Annotated in this window: 14 protein-coding genes; 8 read left to right on the top strand and 6 right to left on the bottom strand. The window is 70.1% G+C overall.

The features are described 5' to 3' along the window. The first annotated feature begins 9 nt into the window (after positions 1–9). The 4 genes from JYJ93_RS24880 (at position 10) to JYJ93_RS24865 (ending at position 4285) form a co-directional block, all read left to right on the top strand. Entirely contained in the window at positions 10–960 is a 951-nt protein-coding gene (locus JYJ93_RS24880; RefSeq protein WP_206795297.1) for a hypothetical protein, read from the top strand. 87 nt (positions 961–1047) lie between these two features. Then, on the top strand, positions 1048–2328 hold the full coding sequence (locus JYJ93_RS24875; RefSeq protein ID WP_206795295.1) for a hypothetical protein: 1281 nt from the start codon (positions 1048–1050) through the stop codon (positions 2326–2328). Next, positions 2325–3593 (top strand): hypothetical protein, encoded by a 1269-nt coding sequence (locus JYJ93_RS24870; protein WP_242543923.1) that lies wholly within the window; start codon positions 2325–2327, stop codon positions 3591–3593. The genes JYJ93_RS24875 and JYJ93_RS24870 overlap by 4 nt, the downstream gene beginning before the upstream one ends. Next, the gene (locus tag JYJ93_RS24865) at positions 3590–4285 is read left to right on the top strand and encodes a cytochrome c (protein WP_206795293.1); all 696 of its coding nucleotides are present in this window, start codon (positions 3590–3592) and stop codon (positions 4283–4285) included. The genes JYJ93_RS24870 and JYJ93_RS24865 overlap by 4 nt, the downstream gene beginning before the upstream one ends. Position 4286: 1 nt before the next feature. Here JYJ93_RS24865 and JYJ93_RS24860 read toward each other — a convergent pair whose 3' ends face one another. Next, positions 4287–4604, bottom strand: coding sequence for a hypothetical protein (locus JYJ93_RS24860; protein ID WP_206795292.1), 318 nt, complete (start codon positions 4602–4604; stop codon positions 4287–4289). A gap of 170 nt (positions 4605–4774) precedes the next feature. On the opposite strand from JYJ93_RS24860, the gene JYJ93_RS24855 reads away from it, so the two are divergent. Together JYJ93_RS24855 and JYJ93_RS24850 are read left to right on the top strand one after the other, a co-directional pair. Further along, positions 4775–5068, top strand: a complete 294-nt coding sequence (locus JYJ93_RS24855; RefSeq protein ID WP_206795290.1) for a hypothetical protein — start codon at positions 4775–4777, stop codon at positions 5066–5068. Positions 5069–5100: 32 nt separating this feature from the next. Then, positions 5101–6483 carry a hypothetical protein gene (locus tag JYJ93_RS24850; RefSeq protein ID WP_206795288.1) on the top strand — a complete coding sequence of 461 codons (1383 nt, stop codon included), beginning with the start codon at positions 5101–5103 and terminating at the stop codon, positions 6481–6483. A 76-nt stretch (positions 6484–6559) separates the two neighbouring features. On the opposite strand, the gene JYJ93_RS24845 is transcribed toward JYJ93_RS24850, so the two are convergent. Genes JYJ93_RS24845 through JYJ93_RS24825 form a run of 5 tightly spaced genes read right to left on the bottom strand, consistent with a single transcriptional unit; the run spans position 6560 to position 11162 of the window. Next, complete coding sequence (locus JYJ93_RS24845; protein WP_206795286.1) at positions 6560–7810, bottom strand: hydroxymethylglutaryl-CoA synthase family protein; 1251 nt, start codon at positions 7808–7810, stop codon at positions 6560–6562. A gap of 42 nt (positions 7811–7852) precedes the next feature. After that, positions 7853–8890: a zinc-binding dehydrogenase gene (locus JYJ93_RS24840; protein ID WP_206795284.1), complete on the bottom strand. Its 1038-nt coding sequence runs from the start codon at positions 8888–8890 to the stop codon at positions 7853–7855. Positions 8891–8938: 48 nt separating this feature from the next. Continuing rightward, on the bottom strand, positions 8939–9685 hold the full coding sequence (locus JYJ93_RS24835; RefSeq protein ID WP_121715891.1) for a CoA-transferase: 747 nt from the start codon (positions 9683–9685) through the stop codon (positions 8939–8941). Continuing rightward, complete coding sequence (locus JYJ93_RS24830) at positions 9682–10482, bottom strand: CoA-transferase (RefSeq protein WP_014396419.1); 801 nt, start codon at positions 10480–10482, stop codon at positions 9682–9684. Before JYJ93_RS24830 ends, JYJ93_RS24835 begins: the two co-directional genes overlap by 4 nt. After that, the gene (locus JYJ93_RS24825; RefSeq protein WP_206795282.1) at positions 10479–11162 is read right to left on the bottom strand and encodes a TetR/AcrR family transcriptional regulator; all 684 of its coding nucleotides are present in this window, start codon (positions 11160–11162) and stop codon (positions 10479–10481) included. Before JYJ93_RS24825 ends, JYJ93_RS24830 begins: the two co-directional genes overlap by 4 nt. A 199-nt stretch (positions 11163–11361) precedes the next feature. Here JYJ93_RS24825 and JYJ93_RS24820 point away from each other — a divergent pair, with 199 nt between their 5' ends. Beyond that, a complete protein-coding gene (locus tag JYJ93_RS24820; RefSeq protein ID WP_206795280.1) occupies positions 11362–13494 on the top strand; it encodes an ATP-binding protein in 2133 nt (710 codons plus the stop codon). Further along, positions 13484–14842, top strand: a complete 1359-nt coding sequence (locus tag JYJ93_RS24815; RefSeq protein ID WP_206800455.1) for a sigma-54 dependent transcriptional regulator — start codon at positions 13484–13486, stop codon at positions 14840–14842. The genes JYJ93_RS24820 and JYJ93_RS24815 overlap by 11 nt, the downstream gene beginning before the upstream one ends. The last annotated feature ends 118 nt before the right edge of the window (positions 14843–14960 follow it).

The following is a 14960-nucleotide window of genomic DNA, read 5'->3' as shown; positions in this document are numbered from 1 at the left end:
AGTGCAACCGTGTTTCATCGTCTGAGTCCGTGGATTGTGGGTGCGGCCCTGCTGGGCATGGCCGGCTGTTCCGATGAAGGGGAGACCGTCGAGGCCTGTGTCGACAACAAGGTCCAGAAGATCTCCGAGAAGGAGCTGTCCAAGAAGCTGAAGGACGGCGCGTACCGCGGCACGTGCGACCTGATGGAGAACCGCGTGTCGTTTGGTGACGGCTACGTGCAGTCCATCGTCCACAAGAACGCGGACGGCTCCGTGAAGGCCATTGGCGTCACCGTGGATCAGGCCGCCATGGACACGCTGCCCATGCTGCCGCACCTGCCGACGAACGACGGGCAGACGTGCTGGGACATGAACAACGACGGGGTGACGGACCCGGAGAAGGAGTGCAACGGCGGCCACGAGCGCGTGCTCTGGTTCCCCAAGATGAAGGACGTCCCCTTCCAGTGGATCATGTTCAACTGGCAGGGCCGGGGCCACGGCCCCATCGGCGCGTTCGACAAGGGGCACTTCGACCTGCACTTCTTCATGCAGGACTTCGTGACGCGTAACTTCATCCGCACCGGCCCGTGCGGCGTCTACACGGACTGCAACGACTACGCGAAGGCCATCAAGGACCCGCCGGCGCCCTTCTACCCGACGGGCTTCGAGAACCAGAAGGGCGTGTCCGCGCGCATGGGCAACCACCTGGCGGACATCGCCGAGTCGCCCTTCAACGGCGAGCCCTTCACGCAGGCGTTCGTCTACGGCGCCTATGACGGCCACATCACGTACTTCGAGACCGTCGTCGAGGGCGGCTTCGCCAAGAGCAAGCCCGCCGAGGACTGCCGCCCCATCAAGGCGCCTCCGGCGATGGAGGTCTCCGGCCTCTACCCGACGCGCTACTGCATCCGGTATCGCGAGGACAAGAAGGACTACCTGATGACGCTCGAGGACTTCGAGTACCGCAGCGCGCCCAACTAAGCGCCTCTCCCCATGCGAGCGGCCGTGCCCCGGAGCGGATCCGGTGCCCGGCCGCTCGTTGTTTCCTCTCCGCGCTGGAGCCTCACCGTGAAGAAGACATCCGTCCTCCTGTCCTGGAGGCTGCCGCTGCTCCTGTCCCTGTGGGCCGCTCCCGCCGGGGCGCACTGGGGCATGCCCGACGAGGCGAGCAGCATCAACGTGCGCCGGGGGCACGAGGACGACTGGATCATGGGGGACGCTTCGGGCGCGCTCATCTCCCGCGACCAGGGGACGACGTGGCGGTGGATCTGCCCGGAGGGCATGGGCATCGCCATCTGGCGTCCGGAGCGCTACTTCTGGCTGTCCGGCGGGGCCATCCTGGCCGCCACGGGGAGCGCGCTGATCCGCTCCGACGACAGCGGCTGCACCTGGACGGCGCACGGCTACTTCAAGGACACGTGGGTCACGAGCCTGGCGGTGCACCCGGTGGACGAGCGCTTCCTGTACGTCAGCACGGGGCGGCCGTCCCAGAGCAACGGGCTGTACCGCTCCGAGGACGGCGGCGAGTCCTGGGTCCAGGCGCTGGCGCCGACGCCGGGCTCCCAGTTCTCCGCCATCCGCGTCGCCGCGTCGGATCCGCTGCGCGTCTACGCGTCGGGCCAGGACGCGGAAGGACAGTTCCTCGCGCGCAGTGACGACGGCGGGCGCGTCTGGTCGCGGCTGGCCCAGCCGCTCTCCGCGTTGAAGCTCCCGTATGACCTGGTGCTGCTGCGCGTGAGCGACGCCTCACCGGACGTGCTGTGGGCGAAGGTCTCCGCCCAGGGGCACGACTGGCTCCTCAAGAGCACGGACGGCGGCGTCACGCTGACGCCGGTGATGGACACCTACGAGCGCATCGGCAGCGTGGAGGCGTCCCCGGACGGGGGCACGGTCTGGGTCTCCACGACGACGCACCTGTTCCGGGGGCAGGATGACGGACCCTTCACGGAGCTGGCGGAGCCGAACGGGAACGCCTGTGCGCTGAAGCGCGACGGGACGCTCTATGGCTGTGGCCCGGGCTGGACGGGCGGCTGGGCGCTGGCGAAAAGCGTGGACGACGGCACGACCTGGGACCCGATGTTCAAGCTGGGCGACGTGCAGGGCGCGCACCTGTGTCCCGCCTCGACGCCCGTGCAGCAGCGGTGTCCCGCCCTGTGGCCCCAACTGGCGCAGCTCTACGGCGCGGGTCCGGACGGGGGCGTGGGGCCCACGCCGGACGCGGGGCCTTCCGAGCAGCCCGTGACGCCGGCGGCTTCGGATGGCTGCGCGACGGCGCCGGGGCTGGTGCCGGGCGCGCTCCTGGTGCTCGCGGCGGCGTGGGGACGCGGACCCCGGAGACGCCGATCATGACGGCTTCCAGGCGTCGCATGGGCCACGCCGTCAGGGCGTTGCTGCTCGCCCTGCCGGTGGGGGTGCTCGGGGCCTGTGGGGAGACGGACCTGGAATCGCTCCAGGTGCCGGAGCTGGAGTACGGCGTGGAAGCGCCGTGGCCGGTGTCCGCGCCGCCGCCGCCCGTGGGGCCCGCCGGACGGCTGATCATCACCAACAACCTGGAGGACACCCTCAGTCTGCTGGACCTGGACGGGATGGAGTCTCCCACCTGGGGTGAGCTGGCGCGCGTCCCGGTGGGGCTCAACCCGGTGGAACTGGAGGGGCCGCACCACACGGCCGTCTCGCCGGAGAACGACTTCTATTACGTGGGCATCTCCAACTACGTGCCCGGCTCCGGCTCAGGACCACACGGGACGCATGGTTCGGGAACGGCGGATGGCTACTGCCTCAAGCTGGACGCGGCCACGCACGCCGTCGTGGGCTCCGCGCGCGTGGATCCGAACCCGGGCGATGTCATCCTCAGCGAGGACGGGCGGACGCTCTTCCAGACGCACTTCGACCTGCTGAAGATCGCGGAGGTGGCGCGGCGGGGAGGCAAGGAGTCGGAGATGGACGCGCGGATGGCCATCCTCGACGCGCGGACGATGACGCGCACGGCGATGGTGCCCGTGTGTCCCGCGCCTCACGCCGTGCGGCTGTCGCTGGACGGCAAGCGTGCCTACGTCGCCTGCTGGTCGGACGAGGTGGCCATCGTCGACCTGGAGCAGGCGGACCACCCGGTGCGCCGCGTGAAGGTGGCGGAGAACACCGGCACGGCCGTGCGGCCCCTTCACCAGCCCTATGCGCTCACGGTGTCGCCCACGACGGGGGCGGTGTGGATCAGCTCGCTCGCGAGCCGCGCGGTGCAGTACCTGGATCCGGTGACGCTCACGATGGATCCCCAGCGCACGGTGTGGCTGCCGGGCGCGCCGATGTTCGGGGTCTTCACGTCGGATGGGCGCACGCTCTACATGCCGTACCAGTCGGTGGACTCCATCGCCATCATCGACGCGGCCCATCCGGAGGCGGTGCCCGGAGAGATTCCGCTGGCGCCCAGCGGTTGCCTCAACGTGCACCAGGTGATGCTGACGCCGGACGAGCGCCACGCGCTCGCGGTCTGCGAAGGGGACCACGTGGGGCCGGGCACGCTCCACGTCGTGTCGCTGGAGGAGCGGCGGGTGGTGAAGACGGTCCAGGTGGGGCTCTTCCCGGACTCGGTGGCGCTGCTGCGGAGCCGGCCATGAGGTGGCTCTGGGTGCTGGGCGCGCTGCTGGCGGGCTGTGGCGGCGCGACGCCCGCGGCGGAGTTCGGTGAGACGCTCTTCCAGGATGCGAGGCTGTCGGACAGTCAGTTCAACAGCTTCTCCTGCGCGACCTGCCACGCCACGAGCGCCACGCCGGATCCGGACCGGATGCTCGCGGGCTACCCCCTGGAGAACGTGGCGTTCCGCGAGACGTGGTGGGGCGGCTACGAGACGGACCTGCTGGGCGCGGTGAACTTCTGCTACCTGAGCTTCATGCGCGGCGTGTCCCCCCTCACGCGGGAGGACCCCAAGGCGAGGGCCCTGTACGAATACCTGGTGCGGATCAGCCCGGACAGGGACGCACCCGCGCTGCCCTTCACGGTGGTGAAGGATATCCAGGACGTGCCGGCCGGTGACGCCGGACGGGGCGGCACCGTGTACCGAGCCGCCTGCCAGACGTGCCATGGGGCCACGCACACAGGGGAGGGAAGGCTGACGACGTTCGCGTCGGTATTGCCGGAGGTGACGGACACCTACGCAGAGGTCTTCCCCGGCATTCCTCCGCGGCTGGTGCTCATCGAGAAGCTGCGTCATGGCAGCTTCTTCGGCGTCGGCGGCACCATGCCCCTCTACAGCCGTGAGGCCCTGTCGGATGAGGACCTGTCAGCGGTGCTCGCCTTCCTGGGATTGTGACTCAGGCCCAGAGTGACTGCTCCAGTGAGTCGAGCAGCGCCGCCGCGACTTCGGCAGAGGGCAGGCCGGCGTCGGCGGTGAGCTCCGAGTCGAGCGGCGCGGCCACCTCCGCGCGCAGCACCGCGATGGCCTGCCGCCGGGCGTCGTGGAGGGCGGCCCGCGCTTTGGGGGACAGACCGGGCGTGGCCCACGCGTCGATGTCCCAGGACAGGCCCGCGTGCCGGGTTTCGTCTTCGGCGATGCGCGCCATGGCCTCGTGCATCTCCGGGTCGCGCGCGTGCAGCGCCTGGTGCGCCACCAGCGCGCCATAGGTCTGCATGCGGCCCTCCACGGTTCAAGGGCAAGGCGCGGGCACAGGGCCTGCTCCCCTTGGACACAAGACCCCGGAGGCGTGGGCCATGGACCTTTTCCGGGAGGCAAGGAATTGGAGGTGTCGCGTTCTATTAAACGCCAGACATAGGAGGAGAGATACCCGTCATTACGTTCGGAATGAAGGCAGACAAGCCGTCCCTGAATGGCCACGGAAATATCTATCGCGCCCCGGTCCTGCGAAAAGCACCTGCACTCTACAAAAGCGTGAAGGTGCGGCCCGCCTTGCGAAGCGATCCCGTCATTCTTGACCCGGGACTCTATGTGTACTGGGTCCAGCTCCAGGGTGGGGATGGGGCCTTCACGATCAAGGCGTACCGTGACGGAGAGGAACAGCCGTTCGCCGAGTATTCTTCGGACACCGCGAAGTCAGGATTCCATGGGATCAACTTCCTCTTCGGGGTGGCCCGATGATGCGCTCCGTGTGCTGCGTACCCCGGAGCCTGATGGCGACCGGGATGGGGGTGCTCGTCTGGCTCATGCCGTTAGTCATGGCGGCAGCCGAGGATGTCAGTCCAAAGCGGAAAACCGCCTACCTGCTGCCTGTGTCACTCAAGGCTTCTTCCAGCGGTGAAAGCACGTTCAAGGTGGGGGCGGGCACCATCTGGGCGGCCACTAAACAAGTCGATATGTCCGTGACGGGAACCTATGAAGTCAGCACCACGAATGGGATTGCCACCTTCTGGGGCGCTGGCTCTGGCGAATCCGGCGATTCCCTGCCGTGGACCCTGGGTGTGACGGCGGCGCTAAGTGGCATCAGCGATGCTGACGAGTTCGTTGGCCCTGGCGACGAACATCCGATTACGCGTGCCAAGGACAGCGCCTATGCCCAATGCAAGCAGATGTGCGGGGTGTCCAGCACGGCGGATGTGAAGACGTTCTGCGAAAGCAGGAAGACGTACCTCAAGGACCGGGCAGGCCAGGCGCTCTTCAGCGTGCCACCCGAGGCGTTCTGTGGGGGGCAGCAGGAGGTGGCTCGGGCTGCGGACCTGGAGCCGGAACTGGGGGTGCGCATCGAGAAGAAGCTGGAGGCCGCGAAGGCATGCGATGCGCGGTGCGCCGATTATGGCCGTGAGGGATGCCCTCTGCCCGACTGGCCCCTTGAGGATCCGGTGGGTTTTCCTACGGAGAACCTGTGTGCGGCCGGCAGTCGCATGTACCTGGATGCCGAGAGTCTCTTCGTCCGACGTTTTCCGCCCTGGAACGCCCGGCTGGGCCTGAAGGTCGGGAGGGCCTCGTTCAAATACCGGGACGCCAGCTCGCAGGGGTCGGGTGTCCTGCTCGAGCAGTCCAAGACGCCAGTCATCGGGAAGGCTGGCGCCGCCTTCTCGAGCATTCTTGCTCGCGGGCCGGTCTCCTTGACGCTGGAAGGGCTCGTCAACTACCGCTCGGAGTGGACGGCATCGAAGGAGAAGGTGAGCTGGTGCCGGCCCGAGGGCGATGTCCCCCTGGACGACGATGCCCCCTCCACGACGGTGCCGAGCAAGGTGTGCAATGAAGCGGTCTTCAAGGGACCCGCTCATTCAAACGGAGTCCAGCTCGCGGCCTTTATCGGCGGGGTCGATGAAGCCCGAGGCAACTGGCGACTGAGCGCCGGACCGGATCTGCTGATTGGGACTAGTGAGGAGCGGTTCCTTGGGCTGTTCAGGATCAATGCCTACCTCTCGGTCGCGACGGCCTCGTCCGAGAACTACAAGGGCTTGATCCGGATCAGTCCCGCCATCGGGGTCCGGACGCTCAAGGGGAAGGACGATGAGTTCGTGGCCTTCCTGGAGCTGGCGATCCTGGGACAGCGATTGCTGTTCTCGGACGAGTTCGATTCGCTCTGATCCTGCGAACGCGAACGGGCGATGCACGCCGCAAAGCGCGCATCGCCCGTGGGACTTTCAGGGAAGCCGTGGAGCCCTACGCCCCCGCGTACTTGCGGCGGAACTCGTGGATCTCCGCCAGCCGGAACGTGCCCGGCTCCGGGGCAATCGCCTCCGGCGCGTCGTAGGGCAGGTTCATCAGTCGCTCGTACTCCTCCACCGACACGCGCTCGCGCTTCGCCAGCACCGTGTCCAGGTCCGCGCGGGCCATGCGCTCCGCGGCCTTCTCACCCACGACGCCGGAGTAGAACTCCGCGCAGGAACCGCTGCCGTAGGACAGCAGGCCGATCCGCTGACCCGCCAGCGCCGCGCCCTCCGCGTGCAACTGGCCCGCGAGCGCCAGGTACAGCGACGCCGTGTAGACGTTGCCCACGCGCGCGTTCAGCCCCAGCGACTTCGCCACCTGCGCGTCGTAGCTGGCCTGCGACTTCGCCGCCTCGTCGCGCGCCTCGGGCGTGGCCGGCCCGCTGCTCGAATCCTCCAGGTCGCACAGCCGCACCTGCGCGTGCGCCTTGCGCGCCATCTTGCAGAAGGGCACGTGGTAGAGGATGCGCGCCAACTGCTCGCTGGGCAGCTTCGAATCCCAGCGCACCAGCCCCTGCTCCATGGCGCGCTCGCGCCAGCCCCGGTACGCGCCCGCCATGGCGTCCAGGTAGCAGGTGATGGAGTAGTGCCCGTCCACCAGCGCCTCGCGCCGGCCCACCGGCCGCCAGAAGTCGTAGACGTCCGCGGTGCTCACGCCGTTGAGCCCCACGTCCACCGCCAGCAGGTCCGGCGTCTCCGACACCAGCAGCGCCACCGCGCCGCCGCCCTGCGTGGGCTCGCCCGCCGTCTTGAGGCCGTAGCGCGCGATGTCCGTGCACACCACCAGCGCGGAGCGGCCCGCCCCCGCGCCGGAGGCAATCCACTCCACCGCCGCCATCAGGCCCGCCGTGCCGCCGTAGCACGCGTGCTGCGAGTCGAACGTGCGCATGGAGCGCGGCAGCTTCAGCAAACCGTGCACGTGCGACGCGATGGGCTTGGAGTGATCCACGCCCGTCTCCGTGCCCACCACCAGCATGCCCAGCTTGGACGTGTCCACGCCCTGCTGCTGGATGAGGCGCGCGGCCGCCGTGGCCGCCAGCGACACGGAGTCCTCGCCCGGATCGTTGACCGCCATCTCCTTCGCGCCCAGGCCCGCGGTGAACTTCGCCGGGTCCACGCCGCGCGCCCGCGCCAGGTCCTCGATGTCCACGTACCGCCGGGGGACAGCCACCGCCAGCGCTTCGATTCCAACCCGCTTCTTCATGGGGAGCTCCTCAAAGTCAAAAGGTCACGAATCCAGACGGCCTCAAGCCGCCGGGGGCACCAGCACCAGCCGGCCCGCCACTTCCCGGTTCTCCAGGCGGAAGTGCGCGCGGCCCGCGTCCGCCAGCGCCACCTCTTCCGACACGAAGGGGCGGATGAGGCCCTTGGCCGTCAGCCGCAGCGACTCGTCCAGCTCCTCGCGCGTCGTCGCGTACGCGCCAAGAATCTCCAGCTCCTTCACGATGACCAGGCCCGGGTTGAGGTTCACCACCCCCGACTCCAGGTTGCCCACCACCACCACGCGTCCACCGGGCGCCATGGCCTTGAGCGTCTGATCGAACGTGGCGCTGCCGACGATCTCCACCGCCACGTCCACACCCTGGCCCTGCGTGCGCTTGCGCGCCTCCGACCCGAAGTCCAGGCCCCGCGAGACGATGACCTCGTCCGCGCCAGCCTCCTTGAGGGCAGCGACCTTCGCCTCGCCGGACGTGATGGCGATGACGCGCGCCCCGTCCACCTTGGCCAACTGCACGGCCGCCAGGCCCACGCCGCCGCTGGCGCCGGTGATCAGCACCGTCTCACCGGCCTTCACCTTCGCTCGCGTGCGCAGCGTGTGCACGGCGGTGCCCAGCGTGCAGCACACCGTCGCGGCCACCGCCCAGGGCAGGTCGGACGGCACGCGGCCCAGGCCTCGCACCGGGGCCACCATGAACTGCGCGTAGCCGCCCTGGAGCTCCTCGCCGAAGAAGCGGTTGTCCGTCTTGCACAGGCTGTTGCGGCCGGAGAGGCACAGCGAGCACTCGCCGCAGGACATGCGCTGCAGCGTCGCGGCGCGGTCGCCCACCTTCCAGCCCACCGTGTCCGGGCCCACCTCCACCACCTCGCCCGCGGCCTCGTGCCCCAGGATGGCGGGCACGTGCGTGCGGGGCAGGTTGCCGCGGCGGTTGATGACGTCGTGGTAGCAGACGCCGCACGCGTGGACCTTCAGCAGCACCTCGCCCTTGCCCGGCCGGGGAACCGGCACGGTCTCCAGACGCAGGTTTTCTGCACTCCCGAACTGGCGAAGAACGACGGCTTCCATGCGGTGCCTCTTTTCCGTGCTGCTTCTTGAAGGTTGGGGAGATGTGTTTCAGCCGCCGACGAGCGCGTCGCGCAGGTTGCGTGGGTCCAACGCGCGGATGGCCGACACCGTGCGCGCGTCCGGAAGGGAGGTGACGGGCAGGGCGTCCGGCACCGCGAACTCGAAGCCGGTCCGCTCGGCGATGCCGTCCACCGTGGCCCACGGATGACGCGCCAGGAGCCGCGCCCCACGAGGCCCGCCCAGCTCATACGTGCCCAGGTCGGAGATGAGCCGCACCGGACGGCTGGGGTCGCGTGTCGTGGCGACCTGGACCTGGGGGACCAGGTTGCGGCGCGACTGCCGGGGCACCAGCAGCACCGGGTTCTTCACCCACTGGCGCAAGGTCGCCGCGCCCGCCACGCCGGGGAACTTGGTGCGCGGCTTGTCCAGGCTGCCGGACGCCGTCATGTTGGTGCGGCCCGCCGGGTCCACCTCCGCCGCGCCAAAGAAGACCGTGTCCACCCGGCCGCGCCGCGCGTGGTCGAACAGGTCCGCGATGCTCACCTCCGCGGAGCGGCCGTCCAGGTAGCGCAGGTCCTCGGACGAGGGGAACAGCTCCGGCAGCGCCGGATCCAACGAACCGACGCACGCCAGATACGTCAGCCCCGGCGCATGCGTGGCCCGGGCCACCGCGATGGCCAGGATGACCAGCGGCGACGCCACACCCGTGGCCACCACCGATCCGTCCTCGATTTCCCGCGCCAGCAGCGACACCACCGTCTCCGCGGGCGTCGCGTCCACCGTCGTCGTCGTCATGCCGCGCTCCGCGTCGCGCGCAGCGACATGAGGAAGCCCTTCGCGTCGCCCGCATCCGCCGCGGCCAGGTAGGCCGCGAGCATCGCGTCGTCATGCGGGTACTGACCCAGGCAGCCCGTGGGCAGCGCGCCGCCGGGGGCGAGCACCACGCGCTCCACCTGGAACGCAGGGATGGTGACGCGCGACAGCTTCGGCACGCGCTCCTCCACCGTGGCGATGATCCGCTTCGCCGCGCCCGCGACGAGCAGGTCTGTGGTGGGGTCTTCGATGAGCAGGTTGCCCTTGTCGTCCGCGGCCCGCGCGTGGATGAGCGCGACGTCCGGGTAGTACGCGGGCTCCACCGGCACGCGGCGGCCCGTGAACGGATCCTCCACCGTACGCGGCGCGTCCACCTCCGCCAGCTCCGACACGTCCGCGTCCGGCGCGGGGATGAAGGGCAGCCCCATGGACGCCGCGCGCAGCCGCTGCACCACGCGGTAGCCGTCGTGCTCGCGCCACTCGATGTCGCCCGCCTCGATGGCCCGCTTGAGGCAGGGCAGGGGGCGCACTCGGTTCTCCAGCACGAGCGCGCCGAAGGGCAGCTCCACGCGCTTCAAGCACCCGCCCGCCACCAGGAACTCCGCCGGCAGCGGGTTGGGCAGGGAGATGAGCTGGAGGCCGCGCTTCTCCTGCGCCACCAGCTCCAGCACCAGCGCCATGGGCGCGCGGCCCAGCATGAACCCGCCGGCCGCGAGCGACGCGCCGTCCGGGATGGAGGCCACCGCCTCCGACAGGGAACTCCAACGGGCGCGGTTCACTGGGGCTCTCCTCCAGAACCAGCGCGCGGCACCATGCGCAGCGCGGGCGCGTCTTCAGACGACGGGGCCGGAGCGCTCACGGCCGGAGCGGCGGAGGGAAAGAGCAGCTCCACCATGCCGTCGGCGATCTGCTCCTCGGTGAGGCGCCCGTCCGGCTTGAACCACTTGTAGACCCAGAGGATCATCCCCAGGAACGAGAAGGCCGCGACGGTGGGGTCCACCACGCCGCGCAGGCGGCCCAGGCGGTTGGCCTCCGCGAACGAGTCCTCCAGGAACTTCACGTACCGCTTCTTGCGCCGGTCGATGTACTCGCGCGCTTCACCGGTGAGCGTGGCGTGCTCGTGGAGGATGATGATGACCTCCTTGCTGCGGCCGCTCGTCACCAGGTGGATGTTCTGCCGCATGCACTGGCGCAGCCGCTCCACCGGATCCGCCACGTCCTGCACGGGCGCGAGGACCTGCTCCTCGAACACGTCCATGCCGTAGTTCATGATGGCGAAGAGCAACTGCTCCTTGTTCTGGATGTGGTGGTAGAGCCCCGCCTTGGTCATCCGGCACGCGGCGGCGATCTCCTGCATCGACGTGCCCTCGTAGCCGCGCTCGCAGATGAGCCGCGCCGCCGTCTCCAGGATGGTCCGGTACCGCTCGCCCTCGTCCGGTTTGCGCCCCGTGGGTGTCATGCGTGCCTTCCCTTGCCGGCCTGCCTGCTGTCGCCGGGCTGGAACCACCTACCGACCGGTAGGTCACTTCACCTACCGACCGGTAGGTAGCACTCCGCGACGCGGGCCGTCAACGGGCAAGTACCCGAGAGCAGGTGGGATAAAAGCTTTTGGAAACAAGGACTTGGGCCCACCCAACGGGTTAGGTTGGGGGCCCCTCATGCGGTCCACCCTCCTGCCCATCCTCCTCTTGTGCGCCGCGCTGGCGAGCGTGGGGGTGGGGGTCTGGACGCTCGTGAAGCGCAGCCGGACGACCCTGGTGGAGCAGTTCGCGGGGGACCGGCAGAAGCAACTGGACGAGGCGGTGGGCGGCGTCACGGACTCGCTGGAGGAGGTGGGCAAGAACCTGCGCTTCGCCGGCGAGCTGATGTCCCAACCGGGGAGCCTGGCGGAGCACCGGCGGGAGCTGCGCGCGCTGCTGGAGGCGGTGGGCCAGTACAAGGCCATCGCGGCGTATGACGGCGACGGCGCGGAGCGGCTCCTGTTGTTGGACCGCAAGCCGGACCCGCAGGTGACGCGCGAGGGGCTGGTGGCGGAGATGGCCGGCACGGCGCGCCGCGCGCTCTTGCGTCCTCCGGGCGACCTCACCACGTCACCCATCCTGGACGCGGCCAACGGTGGCTGGCTGCGCATCCTGGCCACGGCGCTGCCCGCGACGGACGGCAAGCCCGAGGGCGCGGTGGCGGTGCTGGTGGACACGGAGTCGTTCTTCGCGCCGCTGCGCATCGTCACGTCGGACCTGGAGGCGCGGATGCTGCTCGTGGGCACGCATGGCCAGCCCACGCCCGCCAGCGACCCGGCCCTGGCGGAGTGGTTCGGCCGCGCGAGCCAGAAGGACTCGGGCGTGCCGGGCTTCGCGTTCCTCGTGTCGCGGCTGAAGGCCGGTGCGCGCGGCATGCTGCCCCTGTCCGAACAGGAGGCGGAGCGGCTGGGGCTGGGGCGCGCGGAGGTGGTGGCCGTCTACACGCCCATCCGCATGCGCGGCGGCAGCCACTGGGCGGTGGCGACGCTGGTGTCCACCGCGGCGCTGCGTTCGCACGAGCAGTCGCTGGTGGTGCGGCTGTTGGGCGCGGGCGCGCTGGTGGCGTTCTTCCTGGTGGCCTTCGCGGTGTACGTGGTGCTGGCGCGGCGCAGAGCGGTGGCGCTGACGGAGAGCCGCCGGCACGCGGCCCAGCTCGCCGCGCTCCATGACCGGACGCGGAAGATATTGGACCACCTGCCCACGGGCGTGCTCGCGCTGACGGAGGACGGGCGGATCAGCGCCGTCAACCAGGCCCTGCGCTCGCGCGTGCCCGGCAACGTGACGGGCGCGCCGCTGGCCTCCGCGTTCCCTGGTGCGGCGGCGCCGGTGGTGGAGCGGCTGTCCGCGCTGGTGGCGTCCGCGCGGCAGGAGGACCGGCCGCTGAGCCTGCTGGGCGAACCGCTGGCGCTCTTCGGAGAGGAAGGCACGTACAACCTGCACGCGGTGCCGCTGACCGCGGAGGACCCGAAGGAGGAGACGCGAGCGCTCCTGGTGGTGGAGGACCTGAGCGACGTGCGCGCGCTGGAGACGCAGTTGCTCCGCGCGGAGAAGCTGGCCACGGTGGGCGTGCTGGCGGCGGGCATCGCGCATGAAATCGGCACGCCGCTGGGCGTGGTGCGCGGCCGGGCGGAGTACGTGCAGAGCAAGCTGGGGCCCTCGCATCCGCAAGGGCCGGGGCTGGGCGTCATCGTCGAGCAGATCGACCGCGTGAGCCGCACGCTGCGCCAGTTGCTGGACTTCTCCCGCCTGCAACCGGCGATGGTGCGGCCGGTGGCGCTGGGGCCGATCGTCCGGAGCGTGCACGAGCTGTTGCAGGTGGAGGCGGAGCGGCGGCGGGTGAGCTTGAGCGTGGACGTGCCGGAGTCCGTGCCGTCACTGGCGGCGGACGCGGATCAGCTCCAGCAGGTGCTCATCAACCTGGCGCTCAACGCGTGCGACGCATGCAGCGAGGGCGGGAAGGTGGAGGTCTCCGCCTCCGCGCTGGCGGGCCCGGAGGAGGGCACGTGGGGCCTGGTCGCGCTCACCGTGCGTGACGACGGGTGCGGGATTCCCAAGGAGCGCCTCAACCAGGTGTTCGATCCGTTCTTCACGACGAAGAAGCGCGGGCAGGGCACGGGGCTGGGGTTGACGATGGTGGCCCACGTCGTGCGCAACCACGGCGGACGGGTGGAGCTGGAGAGCACGCCGGGGCAGGGCACCCGCGTCACCGTGCTGTGGCCGGTGGCCCGCGCTGTCCCAGAGGAACGAAATGCCGAGCGACTTGCCGTCTGACGCGCGCATCCTCGTGGTGGACGACCACGTGGAGATGGGGCGCATGCTCCAGGAGCCGCTGGCCGACGCGGGCTGGACGGTGGACCTGGCCACGGGCGGGCAGGAGGCGCTGACGCTCATCCGCTCGCGCGTGTACGACGCGGTGCTGACGGATCTGCGCATGGAGAAGGTGGACGGCCTGGACGTGCTGGACGCCGCCCGCGCGGTGGATCCGGAGCTGCCCGTGCTGTTGATGACGGCCTTCGGCGGCGTGGAGAGCGCGGTGGAGGCGATGCGCCGGGGCGCGTACCACTACTTCACCAAGCCCTTCCGCCTGGACGAGGTGCGGCTGTACCTGGGCCGCGCGCTGGAGGACCGCCGGCTGCGCGCGGAGCACCGGGCGCTGAAGCAGGCGTCGCAGGAGCGAGCCGGCCTGGGCGCGCTGGTGGGCAGGAGCGCGCCCATGCGAGGGATGTACGAGCTCATCGACCGGGTGGCGCACGCGGCGGCCCCGGTGCTGCTCCGGGGCGAGAGCGGCAGCGGCAAGGAGCTGGTGGCCCGCGCGCTCCACGTCGAGGGCCCTCGCGCGTCCCACCCCTTCGTCGCCGTCAATTGCACCGCGCTGCCGGGCCCGCTCTTGGAGAGCGAGCTGTTCGGCCACGTGAAGGGCGCCTTCACCGGGGCCACGTCCGTGCGGCGCGGCCTGTTCGTGGAGGCGCACGGAGGCACGCTGTTCCTGGACGAGATTGGCGACATGCCCACGGAGCTCCAGGCGCGGCTCTTGCGCATCCTGGAAGACGGCGAGGTGCGCGCGGTGGGCTCGGATGCCAGCCGCACCGTGGATGTGCGCGTCATCGCCGCCACGCACCAGGACCTGGAGGCGCGCGTGCGGGAGGGGCGCTTCCGCGCGGACCTCTTCTACCGGCTCAACGTCGTGACGCTGCGCGTGCCTTCGCTGAAGGAGCGCCGCGAGGACATCCCGAAGTTGGTGGAGCACTTCACCGCCCGCTCCCGCGCGCGCAACCCGCGCTCCCGCGTGACGTCGCTGTCACCGGAGGTGGTGGAGGCGCTGGGCGCCATGCCCTGGCCGGGCAACGTGCGCGAGCTGGAGAACCTAGTGGAGCGGCTGGTGGTGCTCGTCCCCCGGGAGACGGTGACGCTGGAGGACCTGAGGCCGCATGCCCCCATGCCCTCGGCGGAGGAGGCCACGCCCTTCGCCCAGGCGCGGGAGGGCGTGTGGACCCTGCGCAAGCTGGAGGGGGAGTACATCCACTGGATGGTCCAGCACTGCGGCGGGAACAAGACCCGCGCCGCGGAGCTCTTGGGCATCGATGTGTCCACCATCCATCGTCGCGAGCGGGAGCGGTAGGCGCGCCGCGCCAGGGGGCGTGGCAATGCGCCACGGGGGGCTGGCGGATTGCCACGGTCCAGGGGTGATCACTCGGGAGCCCCGGGGGACGGTGGTTCCGGCATGTAGCTTGCTGTGA

Source organism: Corallococcus sp. NCSPR001, from assembly GCF_017309135.1.
In the GTDB taxonomy this organism is placed as follows: Bacteria; Myxococcota; Myxococcia; order Myxococcales; family Myxococcaceae; genus Corallococcus.
This window is presented reverse-complemented; position numbering and strand designations above follow the sequence as displayed.